Consider the following 16,420-nt stretch of genomic DNA (forward strand, 5'->3'; position numbering starts at 1 on the left):
AATGACACATATCTGTTATTTAACTAAACCTTACTAAGCTATAATTTTGCATAAAACAAACACGAATAATGAACAAACACAAATACATATCTATTATGCAATTCTTAGTGCATAAAGACTAATTATATTATTATCCAGACAATAATACAGCATTATATTTCCCCCAAATAAATAAGAAGATTCTCTATAACACACTTGAGAATAAAATTAAAATCATTTGTTTGTGAAACCTTACGGTTTTCGGGCGGATTCCTCATCATTCTCCGCCCGCTTTTTTAGCAATCAACTTTTATTAAAATAATTAATCACTTTTTACTTAAAAACTGCTGATGTATTCTGGTAAAGTACCGGATTTGTAATTCTCATCATGCTTTTGTTAATTGGCAGTTTTAAGGGTAAACCTTCACCAATCAGGTTTACCCATTTTTAATTAACAGAATTTTCAAAGCCTTTTCCAAGTACTATATTTTATCAGAAATAATAGCCAGGCAATCAAATTCCTCTTATCCCAGTCACAGAGTCTATTAAAGAATGAATATAAAAAGCAGCCAGATGTCCAAAAAAATAACACATATCTGTCATTTTTTTAATACAATTAAAAATTCAATTTTGCATTAAGACTTATTAGTATCATTTTCTTTATAAAAAGAAAATAAATATTGACAAATCTAAAAACACAATCCAATTATAATTCTCTGTCTAAAAAACAGTTTATGAAAAGAGTATTATGATATAACAAATACAAAAAAACAAAAGATGATGAACAACCCAGCAAAAAAAACAAGGTCTTGCGAGATCTTACTAAATCAAATCCCCTCTCTTAATTAAATATTCATTTTATACAGTTGTTCAGACTTCTGTATGATTTGTAGTATCAATAAAACACCTAAAACAGGAGTACTATTGTATTCCTGAAGGATAACTCTATTCAACAAAAAAATGAAAATAATGAAAAAAAATGAAAAAACAAGTGTAGAAAACTGTAAAAAAGATTATATACCTCCTTCTATAACAATTGATTTTATAGAAATGGAATATGGTATTGCTGTGCAATCTGTTATTACGGTACCTGTTGGCACAGGTACAAATGGTGAAGTTACAACCCAATGGGACGGGCAGGATGATACAACCCTGATAGCGCCATACTAATAGTGAATAAATAAAACACAGAAAATGAACAAAAATATACAAAGGGCTGCATCTCTGGCGGTAATATCATTATTACTATGGACAACTTCCTGCCGTACTACTGATTCTGAAAATACACTTTCGGCATCGGGTATCTCAGCAGTGAATGTTAATTTACTAGGTACATCTTTTACAGATGTATCCGGAAATGCACAAGCATCCGTAGCAAAATTGGGAACAGTAACAGATGTCGCGCAAACTCATAGCGTGTTGGTGGATCCCAGTCATATTATATCTGTAGAATATACACCGGCTACAACTTCTCTTAAAAACTCTGCAGGTTTAAATCCTGTTGCAGTAATAAGCGGAAGTCCTTTAACCCAAGGTATGAAGTTTCGGGTAATTGCTTATAACAATAGCACAACTGCAGAAAGTTACAGTGACTATACAATAGGAGCAAGCAATAGCATTCAGGGGAATCCGTTAATGCTGACTAACGGTGTTAATTATACTATTGTTGCCTACTCCTATGGAAGTTCTTATCTACCTGCATATAGTGCTTCCGATACAACACTTCAATATAATGATGCCAACCGGGATTTCATGTTTGTAAAAACCTCTTTTACACCCAATGGGGCTAACATAGTTAATAAAATACCCATTACATTAAATCATGAAATAACAGAAATAACGACTATAATAGATGCTTCAGGCTATGGTAATATCACAAATATTCAGAATGCTAAAATTACTCCGCATTATACAACATCAACTATAAGTCTGGCCGATGGTAGTATCAGTAATTATGCTAATGCGGCTTCAGGAGGTATTCCACTTGTATTTCCAAATTTGTCTTCCGCGGCAACTACACAAACAGCCAATAACATATTAATAAACGCCTCTGAAATGGGTTCCTTTTCAGCCGATGTGGCCATTGGCGGAGGTGCTCTTAAAACTATAGGGCTGCCCAATAGTTTTCTGATCAAACCCGGTTACAGAAGAAACCTTACTATAAAACTGGCAAAATGTGGTGCTAATATCAACGGAATAAATACAAATTTTATGTGTCACAACCTTGGAGCCGATTATAGTCAGGATCCAAATAATCCGTCTAATAACGCATTAGTTCATGGTGCCAAATATAATTGGGGAGCAAAGACTGAATCTGTTTCTCAGACACTAGATCAACAAAGTGCTACTATTAGTTATACTTATAATGGTGATAAAACTAATAATGATGCCTGGGTCGGTGCAAATGCCCGTAACAACCCTTGCCCGAGTGGTTACAGAATACCTACTCAATCAGAGCTTCAGTCTCTTATTCAAGGCCTAAATGGAACGTTAGGAAGTGGAACTTACAATTCTAACACTGTAAAGGGGTCCTGGCTATCTTCTTATACAAGTTACGACTCTTTCAGAATATTTACTTCTAAAATCAATACCGCTTATTCAATCTCTCTTCCTGCCGCAGGATACCGTGATGCCACCTCTACAATACAACAGAGAAACAGTGCGGGATGGTATTGGACAAGTAATGGCAATGGTAGTTATAATGTTCTACAGTTTGATAATACTTATTTTCCTGGTGTTACCAATTCTACAACTTTTTCAGCTGGAAGTGGCAATGCACTGCCTGTTCGTTGTATCGCCAACTAACTGAAGAAACTATATTATAAATAAGGATTTAGAAGCCTTTAAGTATATATAAAAGAAAGACGCCTAAAAAACTAAAAGCCTCTTGCTTAAATTTGTAAAATATTTTAGCGTTAAAGAATTAAAACAATTAAGCCTTAATGATTTTAAATCAAATTTTACTTTATTAATTAGCTGAATGTCTTAATGTTTGAAAAAACAAACAAAGTTTATTTAAATTAAGAAAATTGAGGAAATAGATCAAAAAAGTTTTGAATATGAAATTTAACCAGGCACCAGGATAATTAAATTATCCCAATAAAAGCTTAGTAACAAAAACCAGATGAATACAGTAGTCTGGTTTTGGTTCATGATTGAAAATATCATTCATTTTACAATACAGATTTCAGAATATAATATGAACTTAAAAAAAGTAATTGTTCTCCTTTTCGTCTTTAGTTGTCTAACAATACAGGCACAAAGTGTCGAAATGAACTTTCCTCATTTTGCAGGAAAGCATTATGACTTTACTATCTTTCAGGGCAATAACCAAAAGGTTATATATAAAGGAATTATTCCACAAAATGGGACATTCAGATTAACTATTCCAAAAGAGTATGTACCTTATCATGGCATGAGCAGATGGCTGATTACCGGAACTACAGAAGGGGGCGGATTGGATATGTATATTCCCGGAAAAGACTTTTCGGTAAGCTGTATAGTAGCACAGCCTACTGAAGAAAGTATTATCTATACCAATAACACAGGCAATACCCAACTGAGTAAACTGTCCCGGGAGCAGCAAAAAATCTTATTCCGATATGAAGCCATGCAGCAATCTTTAAAAGCTTTTGCTCCAACGGATGTAAATTATCCGGTTTTTCAACAGGAATATCAAAATCAGACTAAGGCCTACAGCAACTTTCAGGATAAACTCAGATCCAATTCAGATTATATCAGCCAATTTCTTCAGATTGTAAATATTACAAAGGGTATAAACCCTGTGTTAACTGAAAAAGAAGAAGATAAAGCAAAAAATATTCATCAGTATATAATTAATGAACTGGACTGGCAGGTATTGTACACCTCCGGATTCTGGTCCAGTATCATCAGTACATGGATAAATATCCATACCCAGCTGATAAATGATCCAAAACAATTTGCAGAAGATTTTAGAAAAATCAGCAGCAAGATTAATTCAGATGTAATTTATACAAGCCTGGCACAAAGAACAGCTTATTACCTCTCACAAAAAGGACAAGATGAATATATAGCAATGATAGCTACAATGATAACAGGTTCCGGAAAAATATCAAAATTCGATGGGGATCTGGCCTCTTATACAAAAGGAATTACAGGAAGTCAGGCTCCTGATCTTATTATTTCAAAGGATGTAAGTAATAAAAAACAAATAACCAAAACACTAAAAACAGCAGATAATACAAGCCTGCATACATTATTATTTTTCTATCAGTCTACAGACTGTGATGAATGTGACAAGCAATTACAACAACTGAAAGATAATTACCAAAAGCTTGTTGATAAAGGCATTCATATTATAACATTATCAGCCGACAAAGATAAAGCTGAATACAATAATAAGGCTAAGACATTCCCCTGGAAGGATAGCTATTGTGATTACCTTGGAGAAAATGGTGATAATTATAAAAATTATGGTGTAACAGGAGTGCCTACATTAATATTAATAGACGCCAATGGGAAAATTATATCCAGAGGAGCATCTATAAATTTTTAAATCATTACTATATTCTACTATTAATCTATATTCATCCGGTGAAAACACCGGGCTCTATTAATGACACTACAGTGTTCTTTAAAAGTTTTCTTGCAGGCAACTTCAAAAGGGTTGCCTGTTTTTTTCATATCTACAAAATATAAATTTCGGTATAATGATAAATAGAGAGTTACTATTAAAATAAATTTTTAAATTTGTTATCGTTAATATGTTGCAATACCGATTCATACTCATAATCCTCTTTGGATTTCTTTTTATCCCCGGACAAGTTACTGCCTGTGGTATAAATGTATTTCCTGTATCGGAATCCGTTTATAAAGCCGAATTATCAAAAAAAGAATATTGCAATGGTTGTGAAGGCTGTAATTCCCGACAGAACCGCCAAAACTGTACAGAACAATGCAAGTGTCTTACCTGCTGTACTACTACCCTTCTTCCTGATTCACAAAATTTCAGTTTTGAAAAAGCGATGCACTATAACAGGTCGTCTTTTATTAATCCTGAGTACAATATTTCTAAAGGTTTTCTTTTTATCTGGCTTACACCTAAAATAAGGTAATTTCATTACGTATAGCCTAAATTGTATTTTGTCCGCAGTAATATTTACATCATAAAATGTGATGCAGTTTTAGCCTGCTTAATTAGGACAACTACAAATCATCAATCCACATACCTATTTGTATTTCTGAATATAATATTTCAGTCTTAAATAACTGGTATAAATAACTCATCTAAAAAAAACATACTCTGAAAATGAGAAATATCATCATAACAGCACTTATAGGACTGAGCCTGTCAGCCTGTGCCGACAAAAAAATAAAATCTGAAGACAAAGAGAGACAAAATATTATAAATAAAAATAATTCTGAAGATGTCACCGGAGCAGAAGAACCTGAAACTCCCTTTTCAGTAAAAGAAATCATTAGCAGCTATCTGTTTATAAAAAATGCACTAACAAAAGATGATGGAGAAGCTACTGCTGAAGCAGCAAAAAAGCTCTTCGAAACTCTGGAAACCACCAATGCAGATACATTGGATAAGGAAAAGAAGTCTATATTTATTGATATCTATGAAAGCATTCGTGAAAATGCCGAGCACATTAGTACCAATGCTGGAAATGTTGAACATCAGAGGGAACATTTCGCATTACTGAGCAGAGATATTAATGACCTTACTGATAATTTTGGTACAGCGGGTTTAAAGCTTTATCTGGATTTTTGTCCGATGTATAATAAACAAAAAGGTGCTGTATGGGTAAGTGAAAAGAAAGAAATTATAAATCCTTACTATGGACCAAAAATGTCTGACTGTGGATCTGTAAAAAAAGAGTTATAACAATGAAAGCAATCAAAAAAGTATTCTTTGCGGGAATTATTCTTTTATTGTTTATTCAGTTTTTCCAGCCTGTCCGGAATATAAATAAAGGACAGGCTCCTTCTTCTGATTTCATGCGGATTTACAGTCCGCCTATAAGTATAAAACGCACACTGCTAAATTCATGTTACGACTGTCACAGCAACAATACCAATTATCCTTTTTATTCTTATGTTCAGCCTGTAAGTTACTTTCTGGAAATGCATATTAATAAAGGAAAACAGGAACTGAATTTCAACGAATGGGGAAATTACAGCAGCCGTAAGAAAAGAAATAAACTAAGTGCAATAAAAGATCAAATAGAAAACAATAAAATGCCTCTTCCCTCTTATTTAGGGATTCATAAACATGCAAAGCTATCCGAAGCACAAAAGCAAGAGCTTTTCAAGTGGATAGAATCTATTCACATGAATGACTAATTCTCTGTTTATGATGGAGCTTTTACTATTTATAATCAGCATTTTTTGCTTAACTTTATACATAGAACAATAAGTAACAAATAAGATGGAAACAAAAGAATACTCGGAAAACAAGGATATCACAGTCCTTTGGACCCCTTCACGTTGTAAGCACGCCGGAGTATGTGTAAAAACATTGCCTAAAGTATATCACCCAAAGGATAAACCCTGGATTACACCCACTGAAGCAACTGCAGACGAACTGAAGCAACAGATTGAACGATGCCCCACCGGAGCATTAGGATATCGGTTAAATCATTAACTGTAAAAAGAAAAATGATAGGAACGAATTACAATTTCGACTTTATCTTTTAAGACAATACAACAGATTTTTAATTCAGATAACCTTACAGGCTCTAAATGCTTGTAAGGTTTTTTATTAAATACTCAAAACCCCATCCACAAAAGGTTTCCAGAGCCTATCCTTATCCTTACTGCATCTGAGTTTCATTTTTTTTGTAACAATTCTGTTTTCCCCAAGACTGATCAAACATAAATAGATCACATTATAAACTACTATGGAGAACACAATTGATATTAAAAATTTAAGCTTCTCTTTCAATAAAGGGAAGCCTATATTAAAAGACCTAACTATTAATGTTCCGAAAGGAAGTATTTTTGGGTTCCTGGGTGCAAACGGGGCCGGAAAATCAACAACTATGAGATTCATCATTGGTGCACTTACCGATACCAATAAAACCATTAAACTTTTCGGCGAAGAACTGGATACATTCTATCCTGAGGGATTCAACAAGATAGGCTCATTGATAGATTATCCTGCATTTTACGATCATCTATCCGGTTGGGACAATCTTATGGTACTTTCACAACTAAGACAGCTTCCAAAACAAAATGCCGAAGAAGTTTTGCATCTTGTTGGTCTATGGGATGCACGGAATACCAAAATGAAAAAGTATTCTCTTGGAATGAAACAGCGACTTGCCATAGCGATGTCTCTTTTAGGAAATCCAGAGCTGCTTATTCTGGATGAACCTGTAAATGGCCTGGATCCTAACGGAATGATCGAAATTCGGGAACTGCTTCTGAAGCTAAATCGTGAGAAAGGAATTACTATTTTCATATCCAGCCATCTGCTTCAGGAAATCGAAAAAATGATCACACATCTGGCCATTATTTCTCATGGTGAAATAAAATTTATGGGAAGTAAGGAAGAATTGAATACACTTTACCAGTATAGCCGAGTAAAGGTTGGTATTAATAATGCACACCAGTTTATAGATAAAATACCATCTGTATACAGTCCGAAAATCATTAATGAAAATACCATGGAATGTGCTGTAGGCAGCAAAGAAGAAGTGATCGCACTAAATAGTCTTCTCGTTTCTCAACAAGCTGAAATTTTTGAATTAAAGAGTAACACTGGTCTTGAAGACTGGTTTATAGAACTAACTAAAAACTAAACCGATGAAAAAACTATTAATTGCAATACAAGTAGAATGGTTAAAGACCAAAGGTTTAGGATTGGTATACCTTGCTATTGCCATAGGTGCTGTTATGCCTCTTTTAGGATTTATAACAGACTTTTTTCAGGATCATAATATCGATGCAGCAACTCTAAAATATCCAATTATCGAAACCGCTGTACAGGACTCGCTAAAGGGGTTCGTTATGTTTTTCTTTTTGCTGTATATTATTATTTCAGCAAACAGAATTGCCCAGACTGATCACAAAAATGGTGGATGGCTGCTTATGGAAACCCAACCTGTAAGCAAGCTGAACATCTATATGGCCAAGTATATCAACCTGGTTATTATGGCTTTTATCTGTGCAGTAAGTTTTCTGTTGGTAACAGCTATTGTTGCTGTTGCACAATACTATATATACCCAGATCCGGCTAAAGTATTGGACCTTAGTTTTACCTGGTTGGGCGAAACCCTGTTCAGGATTATGATGTCGGCACTAGGAATTATAGCCTTGCAACTTATGATTTCTGTTATAATTTCCGGATTTATCTGGCCTTTTTTATTAGGAATATTAGGACTTATTCTCAATATTTTCTCTCTGGTACAGAGGATTAATATAGAATATTCACCATACAATGTTTTCTACATTATGAGTAAAAACAATAATGTAAGAAGTCTTAATCATATTGTTTCTTATTCGGAATACCTCAGTTTATTCTGGATGCTTGTCTTTCTTATTGCCGGATATTTCTGGTATGCAAAAAAAGGATTTCGCAGTGCCTTTATCAGTAACAAAAAATCTCTTTTTGTAAGCATTATTGCTGTTATTATTTTTGGGGGCATTTTCTTTACAATGACAAAACCTGTTATTCCCAAAGCCAATCCGGAGCTCACAAGTATTGCCGGAAAATTTGAGACCGATGTAAAAATAGATTCAGTACGTATTTTCACCAAAGACTTTCATAAAAGAATAGCGTCTATACCTGTTACAAATAATCAGTTTAAATGGGAAACAAAAGAGAATATTCCGATGGATGAATATGTTATGGAGTTCGGAGATAAGAAATATCCATTGGTATTTGGTAAAGGCGATTGGTTTGACATGTTCTTCCGTTTGAATGCTACAAAAATGCTGAGCTATGTAAAAAGCAACAGAAAAGCAGAGCAAAACTATATTGATACAGAAGAGGACTTTGCCGGAAATTTCCAATATCAATTGGACAATAAAGAATTTAAAAATCCACAAGAATTCTATAACAAAATACAAAAGGAATGGGATGACAGTAAGAAGTACCTTAGTAAATTCTCTACATCTGAAAATTTTGGCCTTTCCAATGAATTTAAAGAATACAGAAAACAACTTTTGGCTATAAAGTTCCTTAGCAACATCGATAATTACAGAAAAATATCCGATGCTGCTTCCGCTCCGGAGGGGCTTATGAATGAATTGCAAAACACTGTAAAAAGCCCGGTACGTCTTTTAAAGAAAAACAACAACTATCTGGACTACAGATTAAATCAGCTGATGGCCGGACAAGCTAATGCAGAAGGCAATGACAGCCTTATTTTTAATAAGCTTAATACACTGCCTGCCGGAATAGAAAAAGACAGACTTGTCGGTACACAACTTTACAAATCGCTGGAACTGAAATCTGATAGTGCTTCGCGGAATAATCTGTACCGTTCTGAAATTGACTATATCGAGGATAAAGAGGTAAAGCAGTATCTTAAAAGCAAGTTAACGGCACTAAATCAGAGCCAGAAAGGTATGCTTTTCCCCGATCTCAGCTTTACCGATCATAACGGAAAAGCCCAAAAACTTTCTCAGTTCCGCGGAAAATATGTCATCATCGACTTATGGGCTACCTGGTGTCAGCCTTGTCTGGAAATACGTCCTGCATTTGAAGCCAGAGAAAGAAGCTACAAATATTACCAAAATATTAAATTCATTTCTATTAGCGTAGATCAGGATCAGCAGAGATGGAAAAACTTCTTAAAAACGAAACCGTCCAAAACACTGCAATGGCATCTGGCAGATTCTAATAAGTTTGCTATGGATTATGGAATACAGGGAATCCCAAGATTTATTATTTTGGATCCGGAAGGCAAAATCTACAATATGAATGCGCCTTCACCGAATGAAGATAATTTTGTTGAGATCATGAATCAGATTAAAAAAGATTAACTTCATTATAAATAAAGCATTAACCTTGTCTATTTTATATAAATGGACAAGGTTTTTTTATTGAACGCTCTAATCTCCGAAACAATATTTCTCCAAAATATGAATAATCATCAGCTTTTATTATATTTGATAAAAGCTAAAAAATCAGCACTTGACTTCACAAAATCCCTATAAATAATTTGGGCTTACATATAGCGAAAGCAGCCGGAAAATATAAAGATGAAAATTTTGACATGCCATAAGAGATGAAAAAGAAAACGCAGCCACAGGTTATTGAGAAAACGAATAACAAAAAAGAAATGCTCATTGGGCTTATACCTTCAGCTTTAACATTACTTCTCTTTGGACTGAGCTTTATGATTCCTTCAATTCCGGAAAAGATGAAGCTTACAGTTGCTCTGCTTATTTATTTTGGTCTCACCATAATTGTATTTATCATATCTCTTTTTCGTTCTCCTAATAAGTTCACTATGTCATGGGCGATTCCTCTCGTAATATTCACTTTATTTATGGAGTCAGACATTGTATGGCAGAGAGAGCTATTATGGAATAAAAATTATATAATCATCTATATTATTAATATTCTCATAATATTATTTTTCATTGCCGTTTTATGTCATAGCTCCAAAATCAGAATAAAAACCGTTATTCAGGAATTTATACAAAAAACTGAACCCTTATATAAAAAAATTATAGCTGTTTTAAATGTCTTCATTCTTATAGCGGTTAGCCTGTGGATTATTGATAAGATTACATGTACAGCAATCTATTACATGCCACAAAAAGAAGTGCATTATAGCGCTGAAATCACATCAACGGGTGCTGTTCACGGAAAATATTACCATCATCGTTACTGGAATATAGAACTTAGTAATGGCAAAAAAGAAGTCTTCTGGGTCTATGCAGCGGCTAATACTGAAACTGGATATACTTGCAGTACTATTCATGATCCTGATCCCGGATCTGTATTATACTTAAGCGGAAAACAAAACTTTCTAGGGTTTTCTTATCAAAAAGTAGACAGCATTATAGGAAAAGAAGGCAAAAAAATATGCCCTTAGAGTATGACAACTAAATCTATATTTACTCAAGCCCCGCTTAGATATTCATTCAAAAAATGTAGGCTTCAATAGTTTAGTTCATCAAATTCACCATAAACTCAGCTCAGCTTGAATGATAAAATTATTTCCACTATTTAGGGTTTGAGAAAATTAAGCTCCTTCTAGCCTTTGCTACCTTAAAAAGACTATAAGAAATAAAAAAACAGTTACTAATTTGCATTATACACTTTATAATAATATCTGATGATATTAATATTATAAATACGATACATAGTTAAAACTAACTACCTCCTGTTTTTTGCTGATTTATTTTATAATAACTTTGATAACCTAATCAATAAAAACATTAATAATGAATAAAATAGCAGTTGTAACAGGTGGTAACCGCGGGTTGGGAAAAGATATGGTTCTGAATCTGGCTAAAGGCGGAAAAGACATAATATTTACGTTCAACAGTAAAGAGGATGAAGCGAATGAAGTGATAAAAGAAGTAGAAGCTTTGGGTAGAAAAGCAGCAGCAATTCAGCTTAATGTAGAAAGACAAAGCAGTTTCGATCTCTTCTTTAATCAGCTGTCCAATATACTTAACGATAAATTTGATGGTGCAAAAATAGATTACTGGGTAAACAACGCCGGAATAGGGCTCCCAACTCTTCTGGGGCACACAGATGACAAATCTTTTGATACACTTATGAATATTCATCTGAAAAGCCCTTACTTCCTTGTACAGAGCGCTATAAACTTTATGAATGATGGCGGAGGCATTGTGAATATAGGGACCGGACTTACCAGATTTTCCATGATTGGCTACTCTGTGTATGCAGGATTAAAATCTGCAATGGAAACAATCACCAGATATTGGGCTTTGGAGCTTGGTAACAAGAAAATAAGAGTGAACGCTGTAGCGCCTGGCGCCATTGAAACAGATTTTGGAGGTGGTGCTGTTCGTGACAATGCAGAGATTAACAAAAATATTGCTGGCGGAACAGCTTTAGGACGCGTTGGTCTTCCTGATGATATAGGTTCTGTAGTAGCTTTCCTTTGCTCCGATGAGTCTAAATGGATTAATGGCCAAAGAATAGAAGTATCCGGAGGTATTCACTTATAAAAAGGCTTTGACTCTTACTGAAGCTATCAATATGATTAATCCCGCATTTCAGGATTCCGGAAACATTGAAAAATGGGCTGATCTGGGATGTGGAAGTGGTTTATATACCAGTGCCTTGGCAGAAATTCTTTCTGACGGCAGTGAGATTTACTCAATAGATAAAGATAATCAAACCCTCCCGATTGTAAATCCGGGGATTAAAACTGAATTTATTCAGCATGACTTTTCCAAAGGCCTTCCAAAACATATAGAAAATCTGGATGGTATTCTAATGGCAAACTCTCTTCATTATATATTGGACAAAAAGCAGCTTCTCAGGAAGCTTAAGTTAAAAATGAAGCCGAAAGGAAGGTTTGTGATTATTGAATATGATACTCAAAGAGCAAATTCATGGGTTCCTTATCCTATAAGCTTCGTTGAATTAAAAGAACTTTTCGCTACGTTAGGATATCCTAAAACAGAAAAAATTGCCCAGCGTAAATCTGTTTATCGGAATGATGTGATGTATACTGCTATCGCTGAATATTAGGATTGGTTCCGAAAGAATTTTTCGCATTCTGAATGATTAATATCAAAAAGCCCTGTCAAAGTATAAAACTTCGACAGGGCTTTTTGATTAAGTTATTAAAAGTATTCTAATAGTTAATATGCTGCAAATTCCGCCAGATGGGTATACTGGAAGCCTCCATTAGTAGAAGTCACTTTCACTTTCACGTATCTCATAGACTGTGCCTGAGCCAAATCTACATACTGCCAGTTTTGCTGAGCTTTCAGTGAGAAAGTTCCTATACTTGTCCAGGTACTGTTATCATTACTTTTAAAAATTTCAATATCTTTCATTGCGCCATTTAGATTACTTCGGTTGGTAAAAGCAAAACCGTTTATCGTTTTTGCAGCTCCCATATCTACTACAAACTGATGTGGTAATGGAGCTTCTCCTCCTCTCCATTTGGTATGCCATACCGTTGAAGAATTACCATCCAGAATATTAGCAATTACTCCGTCACTGGATTCCTGACTATCTGCAGAAAGTGCCTGCCATCCTGTTCTGTCTAACAAATCTTTTGTATTGATTACTGAAATATTTGGAACCCCGTTTACAAACTCATATTGGTATTTGTAAGTTACAAGTGTTCCGTTCTCGTGATAGAAATTAAGCTTTAATTCATATTGTCCGGATAGTGTATAAAAATCATCTAACGGGCATTCCACAGAGAATGAATCTCCACCTGTCGGATGGGTATCCCATGCTACGGCATCATAATCCTGATTACCACCAGCCGGAAAAGGATCATGATAAACATTTACCACTTTTACAGGCAGACTCGAAGTATATTTACCACTGATAATAATCTTATTATCACGAAATTCTCCTTTTAGTTTCACCAGGCTGTTTTGTACTGAAGCATACCAATCACTTCTCGTTGTTGTCGCAAATGTCTGAGAAAGAGAAAATAATGCTGATGTTGCATTGGTAATATAAGTAGGTGTTTTACCATAAGAATAATTGCCTGCTCCCATTAGCGCAGTTCCTAAAGTAGGCTTATCTGTTTTATGTTCTTTGTTATGAGGCGCATTCAGTCCATGTCCTAATTCGTGCGCAAGACCACCAATCCACTTTGTAGCGAGATCCCCGGTTGCTCCTGCTACACCGAGCTTATCGGTATCCATTCCCGGATAATCCAATGCAAAACAATCTCTTCCTAAGCCATAAAATGGCGGCCCGCCCGGATTGTTAGGATCTGAATTATAAGAAGGCATAATAATGAGATTATGGTCACTCTTTTTCTGTAAAGGATTCTGCGTAAAATATTGCCTTACTTCGTCCAGTACTACTCCACCACCGCCTTCATACGGATAAGAAGCTTTTCCTTTTGTTCCTTTTATCGTAATAATATTCACTTTGGTATCCGATAGAAGATCTAATCCAAAGGATGTATACCCATACCCCGCTCTTTGCAGATTGTCACCATAGAACTTCTGCAATTGTAACATAATATTACTAAGTCTTTTCTGGTAATTTGCAATAGTGTCTACATCATTAGGCACAAAATAGATTACATTCAGTTTGTAAGGATTATTACGCCAGGTGTTGGTAATTGTTGCAGTTGATATACCGGCATTGGCCTGAGGACTTGTTTCCCCTTCAGAGGTGATATCCCTTTTACAGGAATTTAACATAAAGGCAAGCAAAAATGCGCCCAATAAGGGTTTGAATAGTTTTGTTTTCATGATTTGGTAGAATTTAATTAATTTTCGGTTAAATATACTATATTTTAGTTACATATTCGCAAAATAAAAACGTTAAAATGGAATTTAAATCAAATTAATGGCTGATTTGAAAACTTTTCCGCAATTTTAATTTATATGACAATATCCCTTTTACAGGAATATTACAATTATATATAACCCTAAAAAATACCTATGGATTATTCTTTATATAATTAATAGCCGTTTCAAAAATATTACAAAACATTATTGAATACTGATTATCAGTACAACTTGTTGTACCATTATAAAAACCATCAGTAACTTCATAGTTAATATACCAATTAATGTCACTTACACTGACAAAGTTATCTCCTGATACTGCATTATAAGTAGAATTTGGATTTAAAAGAAATGGAGTTGCCCCCTGAGGATACTGATTAATTTTACCTATAGCCCGAGTTTGTTGTATTGTAGTTGTTCCTGGAATTGTTCCAAAAATACCTTTAGTAGGTCCTGCCCCTTCTATTACAGAAACCTGAGTAGTGGCAAATGTATAATAACCAAAGTCGTATCCTGCTAAAGTACTAAAACCAGGAAAATACCCGCCACCTGAATCACTATCATTTCCTACAAAGAAAAATTTCTTTTTCTCATTAATCTTATCTTCTAATGCTGTTCTTTTAGCAGAACCCACTGGTAAATAACTATTAGCCACATAACCTATCCAGACAATATCTGCATTATCTATTGCTGCTCTTATATCAGCATCCGTAGCCGTACTTACATTAAGTGTCGCATAAGAAAATCCATTAATTCTCACAGTTCCATTAGTACCAAAGTTGGCAGAGTTGTCTAACTTGGATCTGGCTATATTAGTGTATAAACCGTCTGATAAATTAGAATTCCAGCCATCAGGAACGATGCTAAGAATTCGAATCGTCCTCAAAGCACCATCTAATTTAAGTGTCAGATCATATCTATATCCCGGATTTACTTTCAGGCTCTTTACTTTTATATTATTCCTGGTTGTGCTTCCTATGGTCAGAGAATTAAGATTAAGCTCACCATTAAGATTTGTATCAGAAATCAAAATCGTAGGATCACTCTTGGCTGTAGTTTTTCCCAATTCCGAAGCCGGAAAAACTACATTGGTACCATTAGGATCAATTCCGTTGTAAGTAAGAACCTGATCATTTGCAAACTTTAGGTTTGCAGAGGTATTTGTAGGTGTCATTACTCCGGTAGCATTCATTATATTCCCAATCCCTGTTGCATCTATTCTTGTTGTAATTTGACTGTAACGGTGTTTTAAGATCACATTCAGGTTATTGTCCTGATTTCCTGAAACCGTCATATTGGTTTTAAAATACATTAAATCACCGGAAGCTCCTACAACTCCTGCATTGGCCAAAGAATTAGGGTTATCAACATCCGGAACAGCCGTTTTACTATTTATAGAATAAGCAACAAAAGTATAATTCTGCCCTCCGTTTAACTGAAAGCCTGAAGTATCGTTTACCCCATAAGTAAAGTTCTTTTGATCCACAAACCCACCATTACTGTCATAAACCACTACTTTGTACATTACACCTGGATTTAGCGGTGTGGGTGTTGCAGCCATAGGATTAATAGCCGCAAGTTTATTCACAGTTGAAACTGGAGAGAAAGTAACATCAAAACTGTGTTTATCATCAAAAACTATTTTTTGCTTTTGTACTTCTGGATTTGCCGGCATCTGATTTGAAGCACCTATTTTTACAGGTTTGTCTTCTTCAGTTTCTGTTCGCAGTAAATTTACTTTTACAATGGCTTTTCCACCACTCCCAGTATCAGCTACATTATCCGTGCTTCTGCACGAAACAATTCCTAAAGATAATCCCGCCATTAATATCAATGGAGATTTTAATGACGTATTTTTAAAAAAAATCAATGATTTCATTTTTCTATATATTTTGTGAAGGTATTTACAGATCTATTATTTTTACCTGTGATTAAAACCCAATAGCTCCTGTCTAAAACTGCGCACATTCATCAACGCAATTTTTAAGCTATTCTTCATTTTTTACCGTTAATAATTTGAAAT

Annotated in this window: 13 protein-coding genes; 11 read left to right on the plus strand and 2 right to left on the minus strand. The window is 34.7% G+C overall.

All coding sequences use genetic code 11. The features are described from left to right. The first annotated feature begins 948 nt into the window (after positions 1–948). The 11 genes from ATE49_RS18380 (at position 949) to ATE49_RS18435 (ending at position 12,655) form a co-directional block, all read left to right on the plus strand. On the plus strand, positions 949–1,149 hold the full coding sequence (locus ATE49_RS18380) for a hypothetical protein (RefSeq protein ID WP_081278517.1): 201 nt from the start codon (positions 949–951) through the stop codon (positions 1,147–1,149). A gap of 24 nt (positions 1,150–1,173) precedes the next feature. After that, complete coding sequence (locus tag ATE49_RS18385; RefSeq protein WP_065083287.1) at positions 1,174–2,784, plus strand: FISUMP domain-containing protein; 1,611 nt, start codon at positions 1,174–1,176, stop codon at positions 2,782–2,784. Between the two features lie 466 nt (positions 2,785–3,250). Beyond that, positions 3,251–4,516 carry a thioredoxin family protein gene (locus ATE49_RS18390; RefSeq protein ID WP_260256201.1) on the plus strand — a complete coding sequence of 422 codons (1,266 nt, stop codon included), beginning with the start codon at positions 3,251–3,253 and terminating at the stop codon, positions 4,514–4,516. Positions 4,517–5,269: 753 nt separating this feature from the next. Continuing rightward, positions 5,270–5,851: a DUF3347 domain-containing protein gene (locus tag ATE49_RS18400; protein WP_081278512.1), complete on the plus strand. Its 582-nt coding sequence runs from the start codon at positions 5,270–5,272 to the stop codon at positions 5,849–5,851. A gap of 2 nt (positions 5,852–5,853) precedes the next feature. Beyond that, positions 5,854–6,309: a heme-binding domain-containing protein gene (locus tag ATE49_RS18405; RefSeq protein ID WP_065083289.1), complete on the plus strand. Its 456-nt coding sequence runs from the start codon at positions 5,854–5,856 to the stop codon at positions 6,307–6,309. Between the two features lie 85 nt (positions 6,310–6,394). After that, on the plus strand, positions 6,395–6,610 hold the full coding sequence (locus tag ATE49_RS18410; RefSeq protein ID WP_065083290.1) for a (4Fe-4S)-binding protein: 216 nt from the start codon (positions 6,395–6,397) through the stop codon (positions 6,608–6,610). A gap of 256 nt (positions 6,611–6,866) precedes the next feature. After that, complete coding sequence (locus tag ATE49_RS18415; RefSeq protein ID WP_065083291.1) at positions 6,867–7,769, plus strand: ABC transporter ATP-binding protein; 903 nt, start codon at positions 6,867–6,869, stop codon at positions 7,767–7,769. A gap of 4 nt (positions 7,770–7,773) precedes the next feature. Then, complete coding sequence (locus ATE49_RS18420) at positions 7,774–9,957, plus strand: thioredoxin-like domain-containing protein (protein WP_065083292.1); 2,184 nt, start codon at positions 7,774–7,776, stop codon at positions 9,955–9,957. A 245-nt stretch (positions 9,958–10,202) separates the two neighbouring features. Beyond that, the gene (locus ATE49_RS18425; protein ID WP_233174263.1) at positions 10,203–11,018 is read left to right on the plus strand and encodes a hypothetical protein; all 816 of its coding nucleotides are present in this window, start codon (positions 10,203–10,205) and stop codon (positions 11,016–11,018) included. 352 nt (positions 11,019–11,370) lie between these two features. Continuing rightward, a complete protein-coding gene (locus ATE49_RS18430; protein WP_065083293.1) occupies positions 11,371–12,126 on the plus strand; it encodes an SDR family NAD(P)-dependent oxidoreductase in 756 nt (251 codons plus the stop codon). A 7-nt stretch (positions 12,127–12,133) separates the two neighbouring features. Further along, entirely contained in the window at positions 12,134–12,655 is a 522-nt protein-coding gene (locus ATE49_RS18435; protein WP_233174262.1) for a methyltransferase domain-containing protein, read from the plus strand. A 113-nt stretch (positions 12,656–12,768) separates the two neighbouring features. Here the strand turns inward: ATE49_RS18435 and ATE49_RS18440 are convergent, their stop codons facing one another. Both ATE49_RS18440 and ATE49_RS18445 read right to left on the minus strand, forming a co-directional pair. Further along, positions 12,769–14,358 carry a discoidin domain-containing protein gene (locus ATE49_RS18440; protein WP_065083295.1) on the minus strand — a complete coding sequence of 530 codons (1,590 nt, stop codon included), beginning with the start codon at positions 14,356–14,358 and terminating at the stop codon, positions 12,769–12,771. 190 nt (positions 14,359–14,548) lie between these two features. Further along, complete coding sequence (locus tag ATE49_RS18445; RefSeq protein WP_143349677.1) at positions 14,549–16,276, minus strand: hypothetical protein; 1,728 nt, start codon at positions 16,274–16,276, stop codon at positions 14,549–14,551. Positions 16,277–16,420 lie beyond the last annotated feature (144 nt).

The organism is Elizabethkingia miricola, from assembly GCF_001675285.1.
In the GTDB taxonomy this organism is placed as follows: Bacteria; Bacteroidota; Bacteroidia; order Flavobacteriales; family Weeksellaceae; genus Elizabethkingia; species Elizabethkingia miricola.